The sequence below is a fragment of the Francisella uliginis genome, from assembly GCF_001895265.1.
Classification (GTDB): domain Bacteria; phylum Pseudomonadota; class Gammaproteobacteria; order Francisellales; family Francisellaceae; genus Francisella; species Francisella uliginis.
On record NZ_CP016796.1, the window covers coordinates 2,026,646 to 2,052,865 of the forward strand.

Here is a 26,220-nt window from a genome sequence, read left to right on the forward strand (position 1 = left end):
CTTATAATTAGTACTTACGTTCTGCTGGTTGGAAAGCTTTAACTTTAGTTGGAGACATATTCACACCACGTGAAGATGTTTTATCATCATCCAAGAAGTATAATGTATGCTTCATCCAATTTTCATCATCTCTATCAGGGAAGTCTACTCTTGAGTGCGCTCCTCTTGACTCTGTTCTCTCTAGAGCAAGTTTTGCTGTAGCCACTGCTGTTAACATTAAGTTATCAAGCTCTAACGCTTCGATTCTCATCATGTTAAATACTCTTGAGTTATCTTCTAGGACAGCATTTTCTAACCTGTCTCTTAGGGCATATAACTTATCTAAGCCTTCTTTCATTGTGCTTTCTTGCCTAAATACTGAGAAGTACTGTTGCATTACTTGCTGAAGTTCTTTTCTAAGCTCAGAGATTTTTTCTTTACAACCTCTTTCTTCAGAAGAATCCCACTTCTTGATTCTAGCTGTTGCTTTTTCAATATTCTCCTGGGAAGTTTCTTTTAGAGCCATGCCTTCTTTTAAGCTTTGTTCAGCATGCATACCAGCTGCTCTACCAAACACAACCAAATCAAGTAAAGAGTTACTACCTAATCTATTAGCACCATGGACAGATACTGATGCACATTCACCAACTGCATATAATCCACCAATAACTTTATCTTTACCATTTTCTTGTGTGATAACTTGACCATGCTTATTAGTAGGAATACCACCCATTTGATAGTGACATGTTGGCACAACTGGGATTGGTTTCTCTACAGGATCAACACCTGCAAATGTTCTAGCAAGCTCTCTAACTGTAGGCAACCTTTCATCAATCACATCTTCACCAAGATGCGTTAAATCCAACCATACACATTTTGAGCCACTAAATGTATCACCACGACCTTCCATTATCTCTTGCTGTGATGCTCTTGATACAACATCACGACAAGCAAGATCTTTAGCATTAGGTGCATAACGCTCCATGAATCTTTCGCCATCTTTATTACGCAGAATACCACCTTCGCCGCGGCAACCTTCTGTAACTAAAACACCTGCTCCTGCAATACCTGTAGGGTGGAATTGCCAAAACTCCATATCTTGAAGAGGAATATTTGCTCTTAAAGCTAATCCCATACCATCACCAGTATTGATATAAGCATTAGTACTAGACTCATAAATACGTCCAGCTCCACCAGTTGCCAATATAGTCAGTTTTGATTTTAAGAATACTGTTTCACCAGTTTCTATACATAAAGCAATAACACCTGACACACTACCATCATCTGCCTTGACTAAGTCAACAGCAAACCATTCAGTATAAAAATTAGTCTTATGTGCTAGGTTACCTTGATAAAGTGTATGTAGTAATGCATGGCCAGTTCTATCTGAAGCAGCACATGTTCTTTTTGCCTGATTGCCAGGATCAAAATTTCTTGACATACCACCAAAAGCACGTTGATATATTTTACCATCTTCTAAACGTGAGAAAGGCATACCCATATGCTCTAACTCTATAATAGACTGTGGCGCATGCTCGCACATATACTCAATAGCATCTTGATCTCCAATATAGTCAGAGCCTTTTACTGTATCATACATATGCCACTTCCAATCATCTGAAGGAAGATCATCGTCAAACTTAATATTACCTAAAGCTGCTGCAATACCACCTTGAGCTGCAACAGTATGCGACCTTGTAGGAAAAACTTTAGAAACAACAGCAGTTTTAAACCCAGATTGGGATAATTGAAATGCTGCTCTTAGGCCTGCTCCACCAGCACCAATAACAATAGCATCAAATTCTTGCGTAGCTATACTCATAAAAACAACCTCTTAATAGAAAAATAAAACTGCGAATAACCAAAAAAAGCAGAATACATAAACTAATACAAAACTCAGCATAACTAGAGCTGAAGCCCAAGCACACTTAATGTAATCACCACAAATAATCCATATTCCTACCCAAGCATGAAAAAACATCGCCAGATAAGCAATAAGTGTAGCAACCCTAAAGAACATCCCATCCATAAATAGCCCTCTCCAGCTATCATAGTTTAAACTACCTGAATGAGACAAACACAATGCTTCAATTAAAAGATATGCAAAATAAACAGCAATTATTACAGCTGTAACTCTTTGGACAAAAAAGTCCTTAATACCTGAAGAAGTTAATGAAATTACAGCCATAAGTAACACCCCCATAAAATAGCCGATATAACACCTAAAACAATCACAATTAAAGATGTAAGCTTAGCAACTTTCATGCTTTCACCAAAACCAATATCCATGATCATATGTCTAATACCAGCATATACATGGTAAGTTATTGCAGACAAAAACAGCCAGAAAAATATACTAACCCAGCTTTTTGTTAAGACTGCCACAGTATTTTCATAACCACTTGGCCCTGCAAGAGAATAATTCATCCCCACAACAGCTAATGGTATAGCAATTATTAGAATCACCCCTGATATACGATGCAGTATAGAACTTATCGCAGTAACAGGGAAGTTATACGATTTTATTGACATTAGGTCAATGTTGGTAATTTTTTTCACGCTCGATGTCCCTCCGAAGCAATTTTTTATATATAAATAAATCAGACTCAAACCAATGTTATACAACACATTAATAATATATTTTTGTAGAATCAAATTCAAACATTTAAGCAAAGTTTTGACTTTAATTTTATCCGCCAATAAAAGCAGTAAATTATATTTATAATTATCACTAAGTAATATATATACTTATTTTTATTTGCAAAAGAGCGATCTTTAGCTTATTATTTTCATTTGTGGTGATACCATGTGTATTATTTATTATTTTAATTTCAAGGTATCTTTTTATATTGCAAACACAATTTGCATGAGGTTTTTTTGATCAACTCTTTTATTTGGAGGCCAATTTTAATGAGCAAATACGCAACTCTTAAATATGCAGAAAAAAACATTGATATAGAATTACCAGTACACTCTCCTAGCCTGGGTAATGACTGCATAGATGTTTCATCACTAGTAAAACATGGCGTTTTTACTTATGATCCTGGATTCATGTCAACTGCTGCATGTGAATCAACCATAACATATATTGATGGAGGCAAAGGTGTACTTCTTCATAGAGGCTATCCTATCGAAGAATGGACTGAAAAATCAAACTATAGAACTCTTTGTTATGCATTGATATACGGCAAGCTTCCTTCTGACGAACAAAGAGAAGGTTTTAGAAAAGAGATTATTTCTAAAATGACTGTATGTGAGCATGTTAAAGCTGCGATATCAGCAATGCCAAAACATACTCACCCTATGTCAGGATTAATCGCTGGTGTTAACGTTTTAGCAGCAGAACACATCAAAGACGGTCAAAAAGAAACTCAAGAAGAAGTTGCTAAAAACATCGTTGCTAAAATTGCTACAATTGCAGCTATGGCTTACAGACATAATCAAGGTAAAAAACTACTTGATCCTAAGCCTGAATATGGTTATGCAGAAAACTTTATTTATATGATGTTTGCTGATGATGAAAACTATAAACCAGATGAGCTACACGTAAAAGCAATGGATACAATCTTTATGCTTCATGCAGACCATGAGCAAAACGCTTCCACATCTACTGTAAGATTATCAGGCTCAACAGGAACATCTCCATATGCTGCTATTATTGCAGGTATTACAGCTCTATGGGGACCTGCTCACGGTGGAGCTAATGAAGCAGTTCTTAAGATGTTATCTAAAATAGGCAGCATTGATAATATCGATAAATATATCGCTAAAGCTAAAGATAAAGATGATCCATTTAGACTAATGGGCTTCGGTCACAGAGTATATAAAAATACAGACCCTAGAGCTACAGCTATGAAGAAAAACTGTGAAGAGATCTTAGCTAAGCTTGGTAATAGTGACAATCCTCTTCTTACAGTTGCTAAGAAATTAGAAGAGATCGCATTACAAGATGAGTTCTTCATCCAAAGAAAGCTCTTCCCTAATGTAGATTTCTACTCAGGTATTATCTTAAAAGCTATGGGTATCCCTGAAGATATGTTCACAGCAATCTTTGCTCTTGCTAGAACATCTGGATGGATATCTCAATGGATTGAAATGGTTAATGATCCAGCACAAAAAATTGGTCGTCCTAGACAGTTATATACTGGTGAAACTAGTAGAGAATTCTAAGCCAAATTAACTTTAATATATGAATACTCTTTTCTTTATGGCTATGTTTCTCATAGCCTTTTACCTACAAAGAAAATTACTAGCCAAATTTAATCCAAAGCGTAAGAAACTCTTTGAAAGTATAAGCTCTATAGCTATAGTTATTATAATATTTAGTATTGGACTACTACCTGGATTTTTTTCTGTCGCCTCTTGTCAAGATAGCAAAACAAAAGAAACCATGCAGAATATTCTTATAAAAGTAGAGAAAAAACTCTTCGGTATTGATACCAATATCAGCATCTTAAGATCGAAAGAGATTAGCATGGAAGACGGCTTACGAACTTGTGAGATAAAAGCTAAATTAAGTAATGGATCAGTTATTCCAGCAACTTTTACTATAAAAAATGCTGGATTTAACAAATATGAAGTTAGATTAGTATCAAATAAATAACCTAATTTACAAATCTTTTATCTACTTAGGTACAATGAAAATCTTTACTTCTTCTTTAATTTAAATTAGGCTTCTACTAGTTTGTCTATAAGCTAATATGAATTCAAATGACTAATAAACCGACTCTAACACAAAAGTTAACAGCTCCTTTTAAGCAAGCTAAAATGTTTAGCATGCTTATTCTAGGTTATGCATCAGGCTTTCCTTTGATGCTTACAGCATCATCTTTATTTCTTTGGTATAAAGACAACGGTATAGAAACTAAAGATATTGGCTTTCTAACGCTTATTGCTGTGCCATATACATTCAAATACTTATGGGCTCCTTTCTTAGACAAAATAAGAATACCCAAATTTGGGCGTCGAAAAGGCTGGATTCTTCTAACACAGATTATACTAGTCTTGCTAATAGCCGCTATGAGTAGATTTTCTCCTGCAAATTCTCCTTTTATAATAGCTTTTATTGGTTTTTTAATATGCTTTACCTCAGCTACTCAAGATATTGCCATAAATGCATACCAAACAGAAATTCTAACAGAGTCAGAAAGAGCACTGGGAAATGCTGTCGCTGTAATGGGATATCGTATAGGTATGCTTGTGACAGGATCAATTATCTTAATCATCGTAGAGAAACTAAACAATAACTGGAACTTGGCATGGCTAATGATAATACCATTCTTTATAATATGTCCACTTTACACACTTATACTAAAAGAAAGCCAATACCAAGACACTCCTAAAAGCTTTAAAGATGCATTTATATTTCCCTTTATTGAATTCTTTACACGACAAGGATTTTATACAGCTTTTATTATAATTCTTATTATTATCGCCTACAAACTAGCTGATGCTATTGCATTCTCGTTAAACTCTCTTTTCTTTGTTGACTTAGGTTTTGATAAAACTACAATTGCTGTAGCATATAAGGCTTTTGCACTACTTCCTTCCCTAGCTGGGCTAGTTGTGGGAGGATTAATCGCGAAAAAAATAGGGGTTTATAAGAGCTTTCTATATTTTAGCATTATTATGGCTTGTGCAAATTTAACTTATGCTTTACTAGCTATAGTTGGTAAGAACTACTATCTAATGGTATCTTCAGTAGCCGTAGAATACTTCTGTGGCGCTATGGGAACAGCCATATTGGTTGCTATGATAATGAGTCTTGTTAATGTGAAATTCTCAGCTACTCAATTTGCAATCTTAAGCTCTATTGATTCGCTAGGAAGAGTACTAGTAGGCCCTCTTGCTGGATATATCCAAAGCCTTTATCGTTGGGAGGGACTATTTATATTTAGCTTTATAGTAGGAATTGTAGTTTCTATTATTATTTACTTATTTAAAGAGAAAATAAAGTTAATGGCTAATCTTAGATAAATTAATTTTTATTTTTTACTACCAAATAATATCGATACGATAAAAACAGCCCAAGGAGCAAGAAGAACCAACAAAACTACATTCATTGTAGTTTTAGTAATTTTAAGACTCGGAAATAGTATTACTATCAACATTGCAAAGAATATTAATAACACTCCGGCAATGAAAGAAATTAGAGATAATTTACCTTTGAACATAGGATCTTATTTTGCAAATTGCTCAGATACAAATTCCCAGTTAACTATATCCCATAAAGCCTCAACATGCTTAGGTCTAGCATTACGGTAATCAATATAATAAGCATGCTCCCAAACATCAAAAGTTAGTAAAGGATGCTTGTTATCAGTTAAAGGACAACCTGCGTTACTTGTGCTAACGATCTCTAACTTACCTTTTGAATCCTTAACTAGCCAAGCCCAACCAGAACCAAACGTAGTTACTGCAGTTTTAGAGAACTCTTCCTTAAACTTATCAAAAGAACCAAAAGTCTCTACGATAGCTGCTTTTAACTGACTAGATGGCTCAGTTTTATTTGGAGAGAAGCAATTCCAATAAAACGTATGGTTATAAACTTGAGCTGCATTATTAAATAAACCACCTGAAGATGTTTTGATTATTTGTTCTAAGTTTTTACCTGAATGCTCTGTTCCTTCTATTAGGTTATTTAGGTTTGTAACATATGTTTGGTGATGTTTACCATAATGATATTCTATAGTTTCTTTTGAAATCACAGGCTCTAGCGCATCTTTAGCATAAGGTAGATTAGGTAATTCAAACTTCATTTTATTACTCCTTTTACTTACTTTTTTTAAATATTTGTAACATTTTGATACTATACCAATTTAATATAATATGCTATCATCTTTTAAACTAAATTTCTAAACTTACTTAGCTAATAAACAAAAGGAAACTTTACAATGTATACACCTGAAGAGCAAAAAGTTGTAGATCGAATCGAAAAGCAAATAAAAGAAAATGATATTATCTTATATATGAAAGGTTCTCCTAACTTACCTCAGTGTGGCTTCTCAGCTCATGCTGCAACAGCTGTAAGATCATGCGGTAAGCCATTTGCTTTTGTAAATATCTTAGAAAATCCAGATATTAGAGCTATTTTACCAAAATATGCTGACTGGCCGACATTCCCACAACTTTGGGTTAATGGCGAGCTAGTTGGTGGCTGTGATATAATTATGGAAATGAAAGATTCTGGCGAACTTCAAGAGCTAATAGACACAGTTAAATAAACTTTATATAAATTAACTTATTTAAGTTAATCAAGAATTTTCTAATTTTATCCAAGCATCATCTGCATATTGACCTAATGGACTATAAACCTTCTGAGCACATAAACTTGATTCTGGACCCATTTTACATCTATAAAGTTGATCATTAGCTGCAACAATCGTACCGCCCTTATAATACTTTATTCCATTTGGATATATAAAGTCAGCCCCTTTTGGTACAGTCTGTCCAACAGAGCTATTATCATCAGACTGAATTAAAGTTTTACTTATAATACTCCAAGCAATATATCCTTTTTTACCATTAGGAGAATATACTAAATCATTACATTCTTTTTGTTTACCTATCAAGCATTTATATTCTCTACTACCAACTTTCACAACCTGACCAGACTTATAATTACCAATGTTATTAGGATACTCAAAGATTTTATTAATTAATTCTTCCTTTTTCTTTGTAATTTGTTTCTTCTTACGACTATCATACAATTTGTGCCAAGCAAGATGTCCTAAAGAACCATCAGGAATATATCTTTTATCATTACATAACGTAACATCTAACTTAGAATTACATTTATATTTTTTGCCTTGATAGCTAACTACTGTGTTTTCATTATACATACCTATATTTTTAGGGTAATTAATAACTCCTGTATTAATACTTTTTTGCTGTTTACTTTTTCTTAATAAAGAAGCCTTCGGTACACTCTTCTTTTCCATGATTGTCTTATGATAGATTTTCGGTAATTGAATATTTGTTATAGCATCCACTGTAGCCCATGACTCATGAGTATAGCCACCAGCAATTTGACCTTTTGCAATGCTCATTGAATCAAAATCCATACTCCAAATAGCAAAACCTGCAAAGGATGCATCATGCTCTTTCATTAAAGAAATAGCATTATCAATATTCTGTTTTGTTAGTATATATGTCATCCCACCATGAACAGCTCCTTTTGTAGCAGGAATCACAAATACTAATTTATCAGCAGGAATATTAATAGGCTGATCAATTTTACTATATTTTGACAAATTTGCCTTGTAGCCACTCTTTGTTGTTAAAGACCAAGCTAATGAAGCTAAGAACCTGTCATATCCATCTAGTGGTGTAATTTTTAAATAATTACCATCTTTATCTTTATCAAAACCAAGGATTCCATCTGCTACTTTCTCAGCGTAAGTATTCAAAAATATATAATTTATATTATCAATCCCAATGTTTTTGAGAAGATCAATATAACCATGATTGACAAAAATACTGTCTTTATTGTTCTTCGCTACTGGAGCAACTATATAAACCCATTCAGGGGAAAACGTTAACCAAAAATTTGGTACTTTTTGTTTTAGAGAGTTAGATAATTCTTTTATCTTCTTAGCTGCCAAAGCTGCCATTTTTTGATTTTTTGGAATCTCTGTACCAATTAAATTAAAATTTATACCATTAAAACCATAATCTTGCACTATATTTTCAACAGAACTAAAATCAACCGTTTTCCAGTCTATATGAGATCTTTCACCCCCGTAAGAAATTAATACATGTTTATTTTTGGCAGTCATATATTTGACAAAAGCTTTCAACTGTTCTGGTGTATATATTTTCTTTGAACTGCCATTCTCCTGACTAAAAGATAACTTGAAACCCTGACTATTACTATAGGTTAAGTATGCTGCTATTATTACATTATTCTTACAAACACCAGGATATTGATCACAATACTCTTTTTCTTTTGGTATCTGAAGATCTATAGGCTTAGAAGTTATTTGTTTACCAAAAATATTATATGAGCTATTTTTACCCCAAAGAGGTAAAAAACTGGCAATAACTGGCCCATGCATTTTATTCTGCATAGGAGCACAAATATTTTTGTAAATACAACTTCTAAGATCCTTTGCAAAAGCCCCAGGAGTGTGTTCATAACTGCCATATAAATCACTAGCATAGTCAATATTTAATGACCAACCTGCAACACCTGCAAACCTAGGTTTAAATCTTAACTTTTCAAGCTGCGGAAGGATTAATTTAATCGCTTGCTGAGTAGTAAGCGGTTTTGTTGAACTCCCATAAGGATGATATATAGTATCAACACCACCAGCCACTGCTGTTGTTGGTTCAACAATAGATATTTTAGTTTTTAAAGGTATCTTGGCTTTTTTAATTATTTTTGCATAACTATCATAAATAAAGTTTGGATCATTTTCAGGATAGGTATTAAACTCTACCAACATAATGTAATCGATATTACCATCTTGTATAGTTTTATCATAATCATTGTTTGTACCTGTTGTTACTAATTGATAATCTTTTACATCAGGAGCTGCAGAAATTATTACATTAGGATCTATCTTTTTTAATTTAGTAGAAAGTTTATCTATAAGGTCAGAAGAGGTGTGTTTTTTAAAGCTATAAACTATACCATCAATATTATATTTATTAAGAAAAGCAACTATATTCTCAGCTAACTTATTTATCTGCTTATCAGGCATTGCTCTTCCCAAAATCATAGGATCTTTTTGACCTTCTTTTATGCCAGGATGAAAAGTATTCGGAAGACCTCCAACTGCTATTAATACTTTCATATGCATTTCTTTAGCTTGCCTAATCTTCTTAACAACAATATGCTCTAGATTTTTAGTTGATTTACTAGAAGAATAAAAATTTATATTATTCCCATGAACTTCCCCAAAAGCCAAAACTATAACATTATAGCCATCTTTTTTCGCTTGTTTTATATCTACTCTTTTCATTGAACTAGGAGTACGGATATCTAAAGAACCAGCAATCATTTTATCTGGCAAAGGGGCTCCTAAATTATTGTGATTATCACTTATAGAATTTTTAGAACTCAATTGTTTTGTACTAGAATTATTTATCTCTTCGGCAAAAAGAAAGTTAAAAAATATAAAAGATAAAAATATTATTTTATAGACATTTTTCTTAAGCTGCATTTTTCAAAACTAGAATATAGCGTAAAATTGATTATATCTTTATATAATTCTTTATACAACTTTGAGATATATTTAGCTAGGTTAAAAAATTTAAGAAAGTATTTGTAAGAACTAAAAAGTTAGAAGTATATATGATTGAGATTAACTATCTTTAGAATAATATAAACCTTTAGAAGAATTAAGAGCTTTAAGGCGTGCATCGGCTTCTTTCAATCTCTTATTTGCTGCCTCTATATCAAGCTTAGATGCATCAGGATTACTAAGAGCTTCTTGTGCACGAGCTTTCGCTTTTTCAGCTTCTGCTTGATTAAGATTCTCTGCCCTTTCCATATCATCAACCATAATAGTTACACGAGTTGGAGTAACTTCTAGAATCCCACCAGACACATATAACACATCTGTATGCTCATCCTTTCTGATATTAACAACACCAGCAGGCATAGTTGATAGTAGCTCAGTATGACCATAAGCGATACCCATCTCACCAGCAGTTCCACGTAAGCTAACTATATCAGCTTCACCTTTAAAAACTGATCCTAAAGGACTTACAACATCAACTTTTAGATAATTTTTTGTCATATTTTTACCCTACTTATAGAGTTTTTGCTTTCTCAATCGCTTCTTGTATAGAACCAACCATATAGAAAGCTTGCTCTGGTAAATGATCATATTCACCATTAACAATAGCTTTAAAGCTAGCAACAGTATCTTTTAATGATACAAACTTACCTGGATTTCCAGTAAAGACTTCAGCAACATGGAATGGTTGCGATAAGAATCTCTGGATCTTACGCGCTCTATCTACAGTCTTCTTATCTTCATCAGATAATTCATCCATACCTAGAATCGCAATAATATCTTTTAATTCTTTGTATCTTTGTAGTACTTTTTGCACTGCACGAGCTGTTTCATAATGCTCTTGACCAACAACTAATGGATCTAGCTGTCTAGATGTGGAATCTAGAGGGTCAACTGCAGGATAGATACCTAGTTCAGCGATTTGACGCGATAATACAATTGTCGCATCTAAGTGAGAGAATGTTGTCGCAGGAGATGGATCTGTTAAGTCATCCGCTGGAACATATACTGCCTGAACCGAAGTAATTGAACCAGTCTTAGTAGACGTAATTCTCTCCTGTAACGCGCCCATTTCAGCTGCTAGAGTTGGTTGATAACCTACTGCAGAAGGCATACGACCTAAAAGAGCTGAAACCTCTGTACCTGCTAAAGTATAACGATAAATGTTATCAATAAACATTAATACATCACGTTTCTCATCACGGAAACCTTCAGCGATCGTCAGACCACTTAGAGCTACTCTTAATCTATTTCCAGGTGGCTCATTCATCTGGCCATACACTAGAGATACTTTATCTAATACATTAGAATCTTTCATCTCATAATAAAAGTCATTACCTTCACGTGTTCTTTCACCAACACCTGCAAATACTGAATAACCACTATGTTCTTTAGCAATGTTATTGATAAGCTCCATCATTGTTACAGTCTTACCAACACCTGCACCTCCGAACAAACCTACTTTACCACCCTTAGCGAATGGACAAATAAGGTCAACTACTTTGATACCTGTTTCTAAGATTTCTGTGCTCAGTGCTAGCTCATCATATGCTGGAGGGGCTTGATGTATAGATCTTGTCTCAGTATATTCAATAGGCCCTGCCTCATCTATAGGCTCACCTAAAACATTCATAATACGTCCTAAAGTACCTTGTCCAACTGGAACAGAAATAGGAGCATTAGTATTTTTAACTTCCATACCACGTCTAAGACCATCACTTGATCCCATAGCAATAGTACGAACTACACCATCACCAATCTGTTGTTGTACTTCTAGTACTAGACCAGTCTCTTCTACATTTAAAGCATCATATACTTTTGGAGTGTTATCTCGAGAAAATTCCACATCGATAACAGCACCAATTACCTGAATAATTTTACCTGTACTCATTTACCTCTCCTAAACTGCTGCCGCACCTGAACAAATTTCTGCAAGCTCTTGTGTAATCATAGCTTGTCTTACTTTATTATAATCTAGTTTCAACTGATCAATAATATCACTAGCATTGTCAGTTGCATTTTTCATTGCCATCATACGAGCAGCTTGCTCACATGCCGCATTCTCTAATATAGCTCCTCGAACCTGAGCTTCAATATACCTAATACAAAGAGCATTTAGAACTTCTTCTATATCTCTTTCATAGATATAATCCCAGTGGCCTTTAGATGCTTGTTCTTTGTTAGCTTTCATCTCTTCTTCTGAGAAGATATCTTGAATTGGTAGCAATGTCTGTAATCTTGGCTTCTGCTTAATAGTACTTACAAACTCGTTACTACTCATATAAAGTCTATCAATCTCACCATTTGTAAACTTATCTAGCATTACCTTAACAGCGCCACCTATAGCTCTTACACTACCATCAAGATCTTTATCATTATAATGTGCTGTTGCTACAATATTTACATCTTTTAATTTTGTAAAGAAAGTCTCAGCTTTTGAGCCAACAACACAAACATCAACTTCTACTCTATTATCAAGATGTTTTTTAATATCTTTTAAAACATGTTTGAAAAGATTAATATTTAAGCCGCCACATAGACCTCTATCTGTTGATGCAATGATATAACCTACTCTTTTTGCTTCTCTATCAAATAGATAAGGGTTAGGATAATCAATACTAGCAGCAGTGACATTTTTTATAATCGTATTTGCACTTTCAACATAAGGGCGCACGTTATTCATCTTAACAATAGCACCTCTCATCTTACTTGCAGCTACTAGTTCCATAGCACCTGTGATTTTTTGGGTATTTTTAACACTGGCTACTTTGGATTTTATTTCTCTAGCATTAGACATAGTCTATACCCCTACCAAGCTTGATTTGCTTTGCAATCTTCTACAATAGTTTTTAATTTATCTGCAGTTTCTGCATCATATTTACCAGTTTGGTTAATATCTGCGATTACATCTGCATACTTATCTTCAGCTAAAGCATGTAAAGCTGCTTCAAAAGGTATAACCTCTGAAACTTCTAAACTATCTAAATAACCATTATCAACAGCATATAATGATAATGCCATTAAAGCGATAGATAGTGTTGAAAACTGCTTCTGTTTTAGAAGTTCAGTTACTCTTTGACCTCTGCTTAACTGAGCTCTTGTAGCTTCATCCAAATCAGAAGCAAACTGTGAAAATGCTTCTAACTCTCTAAACTGAGCTAGAGCCAAACGTATACCACCACCTAGTTTCTTGATGATTTTAGTCTGTGCTGCACCACCTACACGAGATACAGAGTTACCTGGGTTTATCGCCGGTCTTAAACCAGAGTTAAATAGGTCTGTTTCTAAGAATATCTGGCCATCTGTAATAGAAATTACGTTTGTAGGTACAAACGCTGATATATCACCAGCTTGAGTCTCAATAATTGGTAATGCAGTTAAAGAACCAGTTTTTCCTTTAACTTTACCTTCAGTAAACTTTTCAACATATTCTTCATTTACTCTAGCAGCTCTTTCTAAAAGTCTTGAGTGAAGATAGAAAACATCACCAGGATATGCTTCACGTCCTGGCGGTCTTCTTAATAGTAATGAAATCTGTCTATATGCCCAAGCTTGCTTAGTTAAGTCATCATAGATAATAAGAGCATCTTCACCACGATCTCTAAAATACTCACCCATAGAACAACCAGCATATGGCGCAATATATTGTAATGCAGCAGAATCTGAAGCAGTCGCAGCAACGATGATAGTATGCTCCATAGCTCCATGCTCTTCTAACTGTCTAACTATGTTAGCAATTGATGAAGCTTTCTGACCAATAGCAACATAAATACACTTAACACCACTTCCTTTCTGGTTAATAATAGTATCTATTGCAATTGCAGTTTTACCAATCTGTCTATCACCAATGATAAGCTCTCTTTGACCTCTTCCAATTGGAACCATTGAGTCGATTGATTTAATACCAGTTTGTAAAGCCTGATCTACTGATTTTCTCCAAATTACACCTGGTGCAATTTTCTCAATTGGAGATGAGTGATCAGTATCTATTTCACCTTTACCATCAATAGGATTACCTAAAGCATCTACAACTCTTCCAAGTAAAGCTTCTCCAACAGGAACTTCTAGAATTCTACCTGTACAGTATGCTTTATCACCTTCTTTAATATGATCATACTCACCCAATACAACTGCTCCAACAGAGTCAGTATTTAAGTTAAGAGCAAGACCGTAAACATCTCCTGGTAATTTAATCATCTCACCAGCAGTTACATCATTCAAACCATATATAGTAACAATACCATCAGCCACACTGACGATTGTTCCTTCTGACTTAAGTTCGATAGCATTATCAAACTTTTCAATTCTTTGTTTTATTAAACCACTTATTTCTGATGGACTTAATTGCATAAGCTCACTTCCTATAATTTATGACAACAAAATACTTTTTAAACTTTCTAAACGACCAGATACAGAACTATCAATAACTGTATCGCCAACCTTAACTATCGCTCCACCAACTATTGCAGGATCAACATCCACTTTAACATCTATAGTACAGCCAAATCTTTTTTCTAGACTTTCTTTTAAGCTAGCCAACAAATCCTCATCAGCAGCATATGCTAAAGTAACATTTGCTGTTTTAGTATTGCTTTGGATATTTTTAATAGCTTCAAACTGCTCTGCTACTTCTGGCAAAACTAATAATTTTTTATTCTCAGCGATTAAATTAAGAAAATTAAAAAAGCCTTCATCTAGTTGATTTTTTAACTCATTTATAATTTCTATTTGCGAAAAAACAGGACTGGATATAATCTCTTTGACAGAACTATCCTTAACTAACTCAGCAAATAATTTGAGCGACTTAGACCATTCTTGTAGTAGATTATTTTCATCTGCAAACTCAAATGCAGCTTTTGCATATGGTTTAGCAATCACACTTAGATTTACCATGTGTCTACCTTATTAAAATTATACCTTCTCTACAAAGTCTTTTAAAATTTTATGACTAGCCTTCTGATCAACTTCTGCTGATATGATTTTACTAGCTCCAGCCATAGCTAGACTAACAAGTTCTTGTTTAAGCTCTTCTCTAGCTTTAATTTTTTCTTGTTCAATCTCAGCCATAGCCATACTTTTAATTTTATCAGCAGCTGCAATAGCTTCTTCTTTTGCTTGCTCATCAACCTTATGAGCTCTAACGTAAGCATTTTCCACTATTTCAGTAGCTTTTGCTTTAGCTTCACGTAGAACTTCAGCTGATTTTCTCTTAGCAACTTCTAATTCTCTAGATGCCCTATCAGCAGAAGCTAATCCTTCAGCTATCTTCTCTCTACGCTCGTCTAAAGCTTTACGTAGTGGGGGCCATACAAACTTCATTGTAAAACCAACAAAGATTGCAAATGTTATCATTTGGCCTATTAGGGTTATGTTAATATCCATCTACTTATCCTTTAGATAATGAAATTTATGATTTTATATTTTACTTATGCACCAACTACTTTTTGAGCTGCCTCTGCTAAACCAGGGATTGCTAGAGGGTTTGCATAAAGAACTAAGAAGCCAATAGCTATTGAAATTGCAGCAAACGCATCCACGAAAGCAGCAACAATAAACATACGACCAAGTAACATCCCACCAAGCTCAGGCTGACGCGCAACACCTTCAAGATACTTACCACCAAGAACACCAAAACCAATAGCTGTTCCTAATGCTGGTAAAGAAATCAATAGAGCTACTGCGATTGCCGTCAAACCGTTTAAATTTCCTAATACTTGTAAAGACATATCCATTTTTTATTTCTCCTGTTTTTTTTAAAGATTTATTTTTTAAGTTAATTAAAAATTAATGAGCTTCCTGAGCCATATTTAAATACACCACAGTTAGCATCATAAATACAAAAGCTTGTATTAAAACTATCAATATATGGAATATAGCCCATATTCCACCTAGTGTCCATTGGAACCACCACGGTAACAATGCTATCAAAATAAAGATTAGTTCGCCAGCAAAGATATTACCAAACAAACGTAGTGATAAAGAAACTGGCTTAACAACCTCATCCACTAATCTAAAGAATATATTTAAAGGAAATAACCAAATACCAAAAGGAGCACTTAAAATCTCTTTCGCTAACCCAAAGCCTTTAGCTTTAAGGTTATAGAAAATAACTAAGAAAAATACAGCTATAGACATAGCAAATGTCACATTTGGATCTGCCGTAGGAACAACTCTAAAGTAAGGTTCATGACCACCAGCGAAAAAGCTTAGAATCCAGCCAAAAAGATCAACAGGTAAAAGATCCATAAGATTCATCAAAACCACCCAAACAAAGATTGTAAGAGCTAATGGGGTTACAAAGTCTCGCTTGTGATGGTAGTTTTCAGCCACTAGACCATCCATCCACTCCCATATAGCTTCAACCATATTTTGGAACTTACCTGGAACACCTGAATGAACTCTTCTTGCTACCAAAAACATTGCAAGAATAAAAACAACTCCCAAGATTGCGCTGACTAAAAGCGAATCAACATTAAGCTGCCAAAATGCACCTTTTCCTAAGCTTATTTGCCAATGATGCAAATGATGCTGAACATATTCAGTAGCTACTTGAGAGCCCGTCTCTGTATTTGCCATTAAACTTTCCACCAATATAAAATTTAATATTACTTTATTTTAAACCACAAAAATAAACCTATCTAGTCTTTTTGAACAAGATAGGCACAAAACATACTACTAATTGTAACAAAACTAATCCAGAAATGTAAGAAAATAATTTCGGTTTCACATAAATTGCTAACATGATAGTTATCACAGCAACAATACTTAATTTAAGCAATTCACTTAAGTAAAATATAACAATCTCAACACCTGGAGAAAACTGTTTATTGATAAAAAGCCTACCAAAAAATACAAAATTAGCTATGAACATAGTCACAGCCCCCATAAGAAAAGATTTCGCATATATATAATTAAAAAATGAAAGTGTGACAATATAGCCAATTAACAGCAATACCATTTGGATTAATACAAATTTTTTAGCATCAATTTTTATGTTTGATAACATAATATACACATCAATTAATAAAATATGTTTTATCATAACAAAAATCATTATATTAGAAAAGAAAAAGCTTTATCTTGAATTAGTATGCTTTCAAGCTTAAAATTAAAGTTTATATTTATATCTTGATAATACATTAATAGATTTATGGAGCAAAAAATACACAACATACGCGGGTATGCTTGGATAATAATTGTGCTAAGTTCTTTCTTATTGTTTGATAAATATGTCATGCAAGTTTTTCCTAGCCTTATTACAGATGATATGATGTCAAGCTTTGGCACAAACGCTACAGAGACAGGTGCTTTAGGGTCCGCTTTTTTCTGGTCAATTATTATTTGTCAACTTTTTCTAGCTGGGCCAATTATTGACAAATTTGGCTTTAGGCTTATTAGCCCCATCTCAATAACTATTTCGGCAATAGGGGTTATTTTGTTTGTTGTAGCAGCTAATTTAGGTAGCCTTAGCATGGCTTATATTGCTAGAATAATAACAGGCCTAGGAGTTTCTTTTGCAACAATCTCCTATTTAAAAGCGGTTTCAGTCTGGTTTGAACCACGTAAATTTGCTTTTGCTGCGAGCTTTTTAGCTACTGCGGCGATGATTGGCGCACTCTGTGCTCAAGCTCCTCTAGCATACTTAATTAGCCTCTGTGGCGACTGGAAAATGGCGATGTTGTTATTTTCTGTAGCTAGCTTACTAATGGGTGTTGTATATTATATTGTTGTTCGCGATTTCAACCCCAAACAACCTGAAGCCAGTTCACCTAGCAATCAACTAAGAACTATAGATGCCCTAAAAGAAGTGGTTAAAAATAAAAATAATTGGCTTTTAACATTTTATGTTGGATTAAGCTTTACAGCTGTTGATGCTTTTGCAGGCTTTTGGGGTAATGCTTACTTTCGTGAAGCTTATCATGTTTCTAGAGAAGAAGCCGCTAGTATAATCTCAATGATCTTTATTGGTATGGCCATAGGGTCTCCAATCATTGGTAAATTATCAGAACTTTTTAATACTAGAAAAGGTGTGATGATATTTTTCCATATAATAGGAACAATTGCTCTTAGCTTTGTATTACTAGCAAAGACTAGTGCCACAATATCAGCAATATTATTATTTATTTTTGGTTTATGCCTGGGGATCTACATGCTTTCATTTGCCATAGGTAATCGTATTAATCCAGTTGTAATCACTGCCACTGTTGCTGCTTTTATTAATACTGGAGAACCCATTTTAGGAGCAGTATTTGATCCATTAATAGGGTATTTCTTAGACTGGTCTTGGACTGGAAAATATATCAACAAGGCTGGCGAAATAGTATCTCAACATACAAGCTCAGCTGACATTAAATATTTTGACCTAAGCTCTTACCACTTTGCTTTCACAACACTTGTTGTTAGTATGATTGCATCACTGATAATACTACTTATGATTAAAGACACTAAAGACTAAAATACTATAGAAACTTGTTAAATCTATCATCTAACTTAGCTTCTACCGATATTTTCTGCTGTTGCTTTTCATCAAAAAACTCTAACTTGCCAGCATGAAGTAACAATTTATCAATGCCTTTTGTAGCTAGTTTTTGATCTTTATCTGCGTTGCCATATTTCTTATCTGCTACAATAGGGTTACCCATTGTTTTTGTATGTACTCTAATCTGGTGAGTTCTACCCGTTTCTAACTTAATCTCAAGCAAACTATAATCACCTAAATCTTTGACAGATATAATTCTAGTAAGAGCTCTTTTACCCTCTTTCTTATCAACTTTAACTAGCCTTTGACCATCCTTAGTTTCAGTTCTTTTTAAGGGTAAATCTATATCTTTAATATTTTTATCCCATTTTCCATGAACTACAGCATAGTAAATCTTATTAACTTTTCGCTGTTTGAATAAGTCAAAAAAATATACCAATGAGCTATGTTTTTTGGCCAAGACAACACAGCCAGAAGTTTCCTTATCTAATCTATGTACCAGATCTAAACGCCTAGTTTTCGGGCGTAACTGTCTTAATCGCTCTACTAGTCCTGAGTTGACTCCAGAACCTCCATGCACAGCCATTCCCGATGGTTTATCTATAATGATATAATCATCATTTTCATACAGTATTCTCTGCTCAAGAAAATCAAGATGTGATTGTGAGACTTTTATTTGCTTTTGATCATCTTCAAGGCTAAATGGAGGCACACGCACAATATCACCAGCAGTGACTCGATAAGTTTGCTTTACTCTCTTTTTATTTACTCTCAATTCACCCTTGCGAATCCAGCGATATATTAAAGACCTAGGCAGTTTTGAAAACTGTCCAATTAAGAAATTATCTATGCGCTGACTATCAACATCTTCAGAAACCTCAAGAAATTGAACCTTACTCATCTGAGGCTCCAAATTTTGAATTTTGCATATCATTAAGTCGACTTATCGTTCGCTGAAATTCAAATTTTAATCTCTCGCCTTTATACATATCTTTAAAGTCATAGTTAGCCAAAATCACAACTTTTTTATTTTGATCATAAAGCTCATCTATAATGGCAATAAAGCGTCTTGCCATATCCTCATTATATTCATCAAACCCAACTAAGTTATATATAAATACTTGCTCAAACCTCTCACAAATATCTATATAGTCTTGTGAACTTCTACCATTACCACAAATAACCTTAAAATCAAAGCAAACATCACTATGACTTAAAAGTAACACTGGGATAGTTCTGCCTAAGACTTCTATCTTAGAATCTTTATCAAAATGTTTGTTTCTTATAAAAAACCTGTCAAAAAAATTCTTCCTATTTTGCTCATTATATGGGTATAAATAGTTCATATAATCTGTTGGAAGTCGAAATCGATAGTCTATACCAGAATCTAAATTTAGAACATTAACATGCTCAAGCAAAATATCAATAGCAGGTAAGAATAACTCTCGCTGTAAGCCATTACGGTATAAATTTTCAGGTTCTATATTAGAGGTTGCAACCAAAACCACCCCTAATTTAAATAATTCTGTGAAAACACTACCTAATATCATCGCATCAGCAATATCTTCAACAAAAAACTCATCAAAGCATATTATTTGCATTTCTTTAGCCATATCATAAGCTACTTTTGATATTGGATTTTTCTTGCCTTGATATTTTCTTAATTGAGCATGAATATTTTTCATAAAATGTGAAAAATGTTGGCGCCTTTTCTTCTCTATAGGTAAGTTATTATAGAAAATGTCCATAATAAATGTTTTACCTCTACCAACACCTCCCCACATGTATAGACCATTAATAGGTGGGTAAATAGCTTTAGTAAAGAGTCTAATTTTTGGGGCTTTTTTTGAAAGAAGTTGGTCAACTATATTCTGTAAATTATCTACAGCCTCAATTTGCAAAGAATCTGCTTTTAAATTAAGCTTTTTAACTTTTTCAAAATATATTTCTTTAAGATTCATCATTTACTTAACTTCCCTATCTTTAACCAGGATCAATAAGAAAAATGACACAATCATACTTAAAACCAATATCAAAAAGGCATTATGATAAGCTTGAACCCCAAAGTATCTATGAGCTCCCTCTGATACTACGTTAGTAATATTATTATGTATGTCAATATATTGACCTGTCCATGTCATATCTAACATATGCCCAATAAGAGGATCAAATAAGGCTCCTAGCAATGGCTCCCCTGTATTTATTAAAGCAGCTACTGTTGCTGCGACAACTATTGGATTAATTCTATTTCCTATAGCAAATGCAAGCATATAAACACCCAAACAGAAGCCAAATATAAACAGCAAAGCTCCAGAAAAAGCCGGAGTAAGCTTAAACTGCAAAACAGTTGCTAATGAAATAGTCGCAATAATATGAAATACAACCATTATCCCAATTCTATTATCAAATTTTTCGGAAAGCTTTCCTATAACTGGAGAACCTATTGCAAGACCTAAAAACATCATAGATACAATAAAAGATGCATCTTTTGAAGTTATTCCATACAACTCTCTAAAATAATTGTTACCCCATATCCCGCCAAAAACATCTATCGTTGTAAATGTCAGACCAGTATATAGAGTAAGGTACCAGTTATTTTTATTTAAGAGAACTTTCTTTATTCCTGCAAGAGTCCCTGTATCAGAAGTTTTCTCATTAACATGTGATGCATGAGGGTTATAGTCTCTAACTAAAGCCAAATAAAGCAGTGCCATAACAACACTAAAACAAGCGTAACTTACTAACGCTGTATGCCATGACCCAGTCAACTCTATAAGATATGCCAAGGGTACTTGACCCAATAGTGCCCCAGTCATTGCAGCAGTCATAAGAAAACTACACACAAATGCAAATTTACGCGGACTAAACCACACAGCTGCGGCCTTTATATACCCTACTGTCGCAAAAGATGCACCAATACCTATCATTAATCTTGAAGCACATCCTAAAACAAAACTATGAATATCTGCTGATAAAACAAATAGCAACAAACCAACAGCAGACAAAATTAAAGAAAAGAAACTGACCTTCCTAAAGCCCAATCTATCAACAATTGGTCCAGCTATAAAAAACTGACAAAATACTACAGACCATAAGAATAAAGAGACCATCGCACTCATTTCAGTAGCATTTATTGAAAAGCTACTCATTAAATCATTTGCGATCAAACTAGGAGAAACATTCATTATATATTTGTCTATCAACAAAAATGAACTTAGAATGACGACAATCCAAGCATAACCTTTTATATTATGTAATTTCATATGCCTATCTTTCTAAAAAGTTTACCAATCCACTCAATGAAACTTGTTCTTGAGGATGATCTTGTTGAAGATATTTAATACTAGCAACTCCATTTTGTAGCTCATCATGGCCAATTATTACAGCAATTTTTGCTCCTGACTTATCAGCCTTTTTAAACTGTGATTTAAAGCCACCACTCTTAAGATCCATACCAACTCTTAAATTTGGAAGAGCTGCTCTAACACCTTCAACTATTGCAAAAGATTTGTATAACTGTTCTTTATCTAACACAAAGAAAACATCACAAGTATCTTTTGGGGTTGGTAACTTACCAAGTTCTTCTAAAAGCAACAATAGACGTTCCATCCCAATAGCAAAACCTATAGAGCCTGCTTTTTGCCCACCAAGATTTTCTATTAAGCTATCATATCTTCCGCCAGCACAAATAGCACTTTGAGTACCTAGTTTATCAGTAGTCCATTCAAAAACTAGTCCACTATAATAATCTAATCCTCTTACTAGATTATAGTTAACTATATATCTAACACCTATGGCATCAAGGTATTCACAAGTTTGCTGAAACCTCTGCTTTAAGTCATCGTCGATAAAATCGACCAACTTTGGAGCATTTTTAAGAATCTCTTGGGTCCGTGGTATTTTCGAATCTAATATTCTTAAAGGATTTTTATCTAATCTTTTAATAGAATCTTCATCTAGCTCATTATGGTGAGGTTCTAAATACTTTAAAAGTGCTTCAACATATTCTTGTCTATTCGCATTAGATCCTAAGCTATTTATTTCTAATGTAACATATTCTGAAATATCTAACTTCCTAAACAAATTCCACGCCACAGAAAGAATCTCTAAATCAATCGCAATAGACTCAAAACCGTAAGCCTCTACGCCAAGCTGATAAAACTGACGATAACGCCCTTTTTGTGGACGCTCATAGCGAAACATAGGACCACAATACCAAAGTTTTTGTGTTTGTCCTCTATTAGCCAAACTATTTTCTATGACCATTCTTACGCACCCAGCTGTTCCTTCTGGACGCAAAGTCAGACTATCTTTATTTCTATCAAGGAAATCATACGTCTCTTTTGAAACTATATCAGATGTCTCTCCAACACTTCTATGAAAAAGTTCACTCTTTTCTAATATTGGCAGTCTAACTTCATCATAATTATAACTATTAAGAATGGATTTTATTTTAGATTCTAAAAATTGCCATTTATGGCTTTGCTCAGGCAATATATCATTAAACCCTCTAATGGCAGTAAGCTTGCTCATAGAAAATCTACCTCAATTTTTCAGCTTTATCTTCTTTGTTGCTGTCTTTATAATTTTCCTCAAGAGACTCATCATCTTGCTTGATTATCTTAGAATCTGCATCTAAGGCTTTTTGTATCTTATCTTCCATTTCCATACCGTAATCTAATGAACTATCATAGATAAACTTAAGATTTGGAACTATTCTTAGATTTAAAGATTTGGCGATTGATGATCTGAAGAAACCTTTCGATTTTTCAAAGGCTTTTGCGATATACTCTCCATCTTCTGCTACAAGACATGTATAGTAAACTTTTGCATAAGATAAATCTCTAGATAGATCTATTTCTGTAATAGTTGCCATAGCAAGTTTAGGGTCTTTTATTTTAGTTCGTAACAATAAAGATATTACTTTCTGTAATTCACTTGCTACTCTTTGCACTCTACCTTCTGCAGCCATAATACTATAACTCCTTAGCTACTTCGATAACCTCAAATACTTCTATCTGATCACCTGCGCGAACATCATTATAATTTTTCACACCGATACCACATTCCATACCTTTTTTGACTTCTGTAGCATCATCTTTGAATCTTTTCAGTGACTCAAGGCTTCCTTCATAAATAACAACATTATCTCTTAGTACACGTATAGGATTAGTTCTCTTAACTGTTCCTTCAGTAACCATACATCCAGCAATTGAGCCAAACTTAGATGATCTATAAACCTCTCTAACCTCAGCAATACCAATAATTTGCTCTTTCATCTCTGGAGATAATAAGCCTGTCATCGCTTTTTTAACATCATCTATTAAATCATAGATAATATTATAGTAACGAAGCTCAACACCATCACTCTCAGCTAGCTTCTTAGCAGCGCCATCAGCACGAACATTAAAACCAACGATCACAGCAGTTGATGCAACTGCTAAAGTAACATCTGACGATGTAATTGCACCGATACCACTAGCGATAATATCAACTTTAACTTCTTCAGTTGAAAGTTTATTTAATGACTCTCTAATAGCTTCTACAGAACCCTGAACGTCACCCTTAAGAATAATCTTAAGAATTTGTTGCTCACCTTCTTTACCCATGTTATTGAACATGTTAGATAGTTTAAGAGCTTGCTCTTGAGCAATTTTAGCTTCTTTTTGCTTTTGAGCTCTTTGAGTTGCAACTTCTTTTGCTTTCTTATCACTTTCAACAACAATCATCTCATCACCAGCTGCTGGAACACCTGAAAGACCAAGTATCTCAACTGGCGTAGAGGGGCCAGCTACATTGATTTGACCACCAAGATCATTATACATAGCTCTTACACGACCATACTCTTTACCACAAAGAATAATGTCGCCTTGATTAAGTCTACCATTTTGGATAAGCACTGTTGCAACTGGGCCACGGCCTTTTTCTAAACGAGACTCAACTATAACACCCTCTGCATTACCATCAGCGAAAGCTTCTAATTCAAGAACCTCAGACTGTAACAATACAGCATCTAGAAGATCAGGTACACCTTCGCCTGTTTTTGCAGAAACATTAGCAAACATTACATCACCACCCCAAGATTCTGGAATAACGTTTCTCTGTGCTAACTCTCCAATTACTTTGTCTGGATCAGCCTCAGGCTTATCTATCTTATTTACAGCTACTACTATCGGCACTCCCGCAGCTTTAGCATGCTGAATAGCTTCTTCAGTTTGTGGCATTACACCATCATCTGCAGCTACTACTAGAATTACGATATCTGTACTTTTAGCACCTCTAGCACGCATAGACGTAAATGCTTCATGCCCTGGAGTATCTAAGAATGTCAAAGATCCTTTCTTAGTTTTTACAGAATATGCACCAATATGCTGTGTTATACCACCTGCTTCACCATCAACTACTCTAGCATTACGAATATAATCAAGTAAAGATGTCTTACCATGGTCAACATGACCCATAATAGTAACTACTGGTGCCCTTGAAATTTGCTCATGACCACTTCTATCAACTGTTGTAACAGCTTCTTCTAAAGCGTTTTCATTATGTAGAGTATATTTATTACCCATTTCTTCAACTATTAAGATCGCTGTATCTTGATCTAATGACTGGTTAATAGTCGCCATCACACCCATATTAAACAGAATTTTAACAACTTCAGCACCTTTAACAGCCATTTTCTGTGCCAAATCACTAACAGTGATTCCTTCATATATTTCGACAGTTTTCACTGTATTTTCAACAGGCTTTGTAAATTCTTGTCTCTTAACCTTTGAAGATTTAAGCTTACCTTTTCTAGAGCCAAACTCATCAAATGAATCTAAATCACCAGTAAGTTGAGATAGCTGTCTAGGATTAGCCTTTTTAAAGCCTTTGCCACTAGCTTTCTTAGCTTTTGAGCGCTTTTCTTCTTCTTCTCTCTTGTACTTAGTGTTACTAGTATTTGAGTCAGAAAAAGCTTTCTTTGCAGGCTTTTTCTTTGGTTGTTTACTAGCAGTCTCTGTTTTAGAAGCATCTTCATCTTGATTACTTGGTTTTGGAGCGACTTCAGGCATTGAAGTTATCTTAAAACCACTGCTTTTTACAGCTGCCTTTTTAGTCTCTTGTGCAACAGCTTCAATTTCTTTTTCAACTTTCTCCTCTACAGGAACTGATGCCTGTTCTTTTTTGACCTCACTCACAACTGACTGAGTATCTTTAACAGGCTGCTCTGAAACTTGTACGTTATTATCTGAAACAACTGGCTTAACATCTTCGACCTTTTTAGCAACACGTCTCTTACGTTTAACCGAAACATTTATTTTATGCTTACCATCAAGCTTCATAGTTGTTACTTTTTTTCTAGCTGATGAGCTTTTTACACTGTTAATTTTTGCTAAAAGTGTTTTCATCTCATCAGATGTAAGTGTATCTTTTTCATTAGATTTAGATATACCAAAAGAATTAAGTTGTTTTAGTAATGTATCTACATCTTTGTTAGTTTGTTGTGCTAACTGCCCAACTGTAATATCTGCCATT

The 26,220-nt window shown here is 34.2% G+C and carries 26 protein-coding genes; 5 read left to right on the forward strand and 21 right to left on the reverse strand.

Features of this window, described 5'->3' with window-relative positions; translation table 11 throughout:
* Positions 1-7: 7 nt before the first annotated feature.
* From sdhA to sdhC, 3 genes are read right to left on the reverse strand one after another with little or no spacing between them, the layout of a single operon-like run.
* Positions 8-1,801 carry a succinate dehydrogenase flavoprotein subunit gene (sdhA, locus tag F7310_RS09405; RefSeq protein WP_072713329.1) on the reverse strand — a complete coding sequence of 598 codons (1,794 nt, stop codon included), beginning with the start codon at positions 1,799-1,801 and terminating at the stop codon, positions 8-10.
* 12 nt (positions 1,802-1,813) lie between these two features.
* Positions 1,814-2,182 carry a succinate dehydrogenase, hydrophobic membrane anchor protein gene (gene sdhD / locus F7310_RS09410; protein ID WP_145951749.1) on the reverse strand — a complete coding sequence of 123 codons (369 nt, stop codon included), beginning with the start codon at positions 2,180-2,182 and terminating at the stop codon, positions 1,814-1,816.
* Positions 2,158-2,538: a succinate dehydrogenase, cytochrome b556 subunit gene (gene sdhC / locus F7310_RS09415; protein ID WP_072713331.1), complete on the reverse strand. Its 381-nt coding sequence runs from the start codon at positions 2,536-2,538 to the stop codon at positions 2,158-2,160. Before sdhC ends, sdhD begins: the two co-directional genes overlap by 25 nt.
* 351 nt (positions 2,539-2,889) lie before the next feature.
* Between sdhC and F7310_RS09420 the strand changes: the two genes are divergently transcribed.
* The 3 genes from F7310_RS09420 to F7310_RS09430 all read left to right on the forward strand — a co-directional run bounded on the left by F7310_RS09420 (position 2,890) and on the right by F7310_RS09430 (position 5,955).
* A complete protein-coding gene (locus tag F7310_RS09420; RefSeq protein WP_072713332.1) occupies positions 2,890-4,149 on the forward strand; it encodes a citrate synthase in 1,260 nt (419 codons plus the stop codon).
* A 19-nt stretch (positions 4,150-4,168) separates the two neighbouring features.
* Positions 4,169-4,582, forward strand: a complete 414-nt coding sequence (locus F7310_RS09425) for a hypothetical protein (RefSeq protein ID WP_072713333.1) — start codon at positions 4,169-4,171, stop codon at positions 4,580-4,582.
* Between the two features lie 107 nt (positions 4,583-4,689).
* The gene (locus tag F7310_RS09430; RefSeq protein WP_072713334.1) at positions 4,690-5,955 is read left to right on the forward strand and encodes an AmpG family muropeptide MFS transporter; all 1,266 of its coding nucleotides are present in this window, start codon (positions 4,690-4,692) and stop codon (positions 5,953-5,955) included.
* Positions 5,956-5,963: 8 nt separating this feature from the next.
* Here the strand turns inward: F7310_RS09430 and F7310_RS09435 are convergent, their stop codons facing one another.
* A complete protein-coding gene (locus F7310_RS09435) occupies positions 5,964-6,152 on the reverse strand; it encodes a hypothetical protein (protein WP_072713335.1) in 189 nt (62 codons plus the stop codon).
* Between the two features lie 6 nt (positions 6,153-6,158).
* A complete protein-coding gene (locus tag F7310_RS09440) occupies positions 6,159-6,737 on the reverse strand; it encodes a superoxide dismutase (RefSeq protein ID WP_072713336.1) in 579 nt (192 codons plus the stop codon).
* Positions 6,738-6,872: 135 nt separating this feature from the next.
* Between F7310_RS09440 and grxD the strand changes: the two genes are divergently transcribed.
* Entirely contained in the window at positions 6,873-7,202 is a 330-nt protein-coding gene (gene grxD / locus F7310_RS09445) for a Grx4 family monothiol glutaredoxin (protein WP_072713337.1), read from the forward strand.
* Positions 7,203-7,232: 30 nt separating this feature from the next.
* Here the strand turns inward: grxD and F7310_RS09450 are convergent, their stop codons facing one another.
* The 10 genes from F7310_RS09450 to F7310_RS09495 form a co-directional block, all read right to left on the reverse strand.
* Entirely contained in the window at positions 7,233-10,145 is a 2,913-nt protein-coding gene (locus F7310_RS09450) for a glycosyl hydrolase family 18 protein (RefSeq protein ID WP_072713338.1), read from the reverse strand.
* Between the two features lie 141 nt (positions 10,146-10,286).
* Entirely contained in the window at positions 10,287-10,724 is a 438-nt protein-coding gene (locus F7310_RS09455; protein ID WP_072713339.1) for a F0F1 ATP synthase subunit epsilon, read from the reverse strand.
* Between the two features lie 13 nt (positions 10,725-10,737).
* Entirely contained in the window at positions 10,738-12,114 is a 1,377-nt protein-coding gene (gene atpD / locus F7310_RS09460) for a F0F1 ATP synthase subunit beta (protein ID WP_072713340.1), read from the reverse strand.
* A gap of 9 nt (positions 12,115-12,123) precedes the next feature.
* Positions 12,124-13,020: a F0F1 ATP synthase subunit gamma gene (locus F7310_RS09465; protein ID WP_072713341.1), complete on the reverse strand. Its 897-nt coding sequence runs from the start codon at positions 13,018-13,020 to the stop codon at positions 12,124-12,126.
* A gap of 11 nt (positions 13,021-13,031) precedes the next feature.
* Entirely contained in the window at positions 13,032-14,573 is a 1,542-nt protein-coding gene (atpA, locus tag F7310_RS09470) for a F0F1 ATP synthase subunit alpha (protein ID WP_072713342.1), read from the reverse strand.
* A gap of 18 nt (positions 14,574-14,591) precedes the next feature.
* Complete coding sequence (locus F7310_RS09475) at positions 14,592-15,116, reverse strand: F0F1 ATP synthase subunit delta (RefSeq protein ID WP_072713343.1); 525 nt, start codon at positions 15,114-15,116, stop codon at positions 14,592-14,594.
* An 18-nt stretch (positions 15,117-15,134) separates the two neighbouring features.
* The gene (locus F7310_RS09480) at positions 15,135-15,605 is read right to left on the reverse strand and encodes a F0F1 ATP synthase subunit B (RefSeq protein ID WP_072713344.1); all 471 of its coding nucleotides are present in this window, start codon (positions 15,603-15,605) and stop codon (positions 15,135-15,137) included.
* Between the two features lie 44 nt (positions 15,606-15,649).
* Entirely contained in the window at positions 15,650-15,955 is a 306-nt protein-coding gene (locus tag F7310_RS09485) for a F0F1 ATP synthase subunit B (RefSeq protein ID WP_013922329.1), read from the reverse strand.
* A 52-nt stretch (positions 15,956-16,007) separates the two neighbouring features.
* Positions 16,008-16,799 carry a F0F1 ATP synthase subunit A gene (atpB, locus tag F7310_RS09490; protein WP_072713345.1) on the reverse strand — a complete coding sequence of 264 codons (792 nt, stop codon included), beginning with the start codon at positions 16,797-16,799 and terminating at the stop codon, positions 16,008-16,010.
* Between the two features lie 58 nt (positions 16,800-16,857).
* Positions 16,858-17,229, reverse strand: coding sequence for an ATP synthase subunit I (locus F7310_RS09495; protein ID WP_145951750.1), 372 nt, complete (start codon positions 17,227-17,229; stop codon positions 16,858-16,860).
* Positions 17,230-17,373: 144 nt separating this feature from the next.
* On the opposite strand from F7310_RS09495, the gene F7310_RS09500 reads away from it, so the two are divergent.
* On the forward strand, positions 17,374-18,678 hold the full coding sequence (locus F7310_RS09500; RefSeq protein WP_072713347.1) for an MFS transporter: 1,305 nt from the start codon (positions 17,374-17,376) through the stop codon (positions 18,676-18,678).
* A 4-nt stretch (positions 18,679-18,682) separates the two neighbouring features.
* On the opposite strand, the gene F7310_RS09505 is transcribed toward F7310_RS09500, so the two are convergent.
* From F7310_RS09505 to infB, 6 genes are read right to left on the reverse strand one after another with little or no spacing between them, the layout of a single operon-like run.
* Positions 18,683-19,603 carry an RluA family pseudouridine synthase gene (locus F7310_RS09505; protein ID WP_072713348.1) on the reverse strand — a complete coding sequence of 307 codons (921 nt, stop codon included), beginning with the start codon at positions 19,601-19,603 and terminating at the stop codon, positions 18,683-18,685.
* The gene (gene zapE / locus F7310_RS09510; protein ID WP_072713579.1) at positions 19,596-20,663 is read right to left on the reverse strand and encodes a cell division protein ZapE; all 1,068 of its coding nucleotides are present in this window, start codon (positions 20,661-20,663) and stop codon (positions 19,596-19,598) included. Before zapE ends, F7310_RS09505 begins: the two co-directional genes overlap by 8 nt.
* A gap of 3 nt (positions 20,664-20,666) precedes the next feature.
* Positions 20,667-21,965, reverse strand: a complete 1,299-nt coding sequence (locus tag F7310_RS09515; RefSeq protein ID WP_072713349.1) for an MFS transporter — start codon at positions 21,963-21,965, stop codon at positions 20,667-20,669.
* 4 nt (positions 21,966-21,969) lie between these two features.
* The gene (hisS, locus tag F7310_RS09520) at positions 21,970-23,235 is read right to left on the reverse strand and encodes a histidine--tRNA ligase (RefSeq protein ID WP_072713350.1); all 1,266 of its coding nucleotides are present in this window, start codon (positions 23,233-23,235) and stop codon (positions 21,970-21,972) included.
* Positions 23,236-23,242: 7 nt separating this feature from the next.
* A complete protein-coding gene (rbfA, locus tag F7310_RS09525) occupies positions 23,243-23,674 on the reverse strand; it encodes a 30S ribosome-binding factor RbfA (protein WP_072713351.1) in 432 nt (143 codons plus the stop codon).
* Positions 23,675-23,678: 4 nt separating this feature from the next.
* Positions 23,679-26,219: a translation initiation factor IF-2 gene (gene infB / locus F7310_RS09530; protein ID WP_072713352.1), complete on the reverse strand. Its 2,541-nt coding sequence runs from the start codon at positions 26,217-26,219 to the stop codon at positions 23,679-23,681.
* Position 26,220 lies beyond the last annotated feature (1 nt).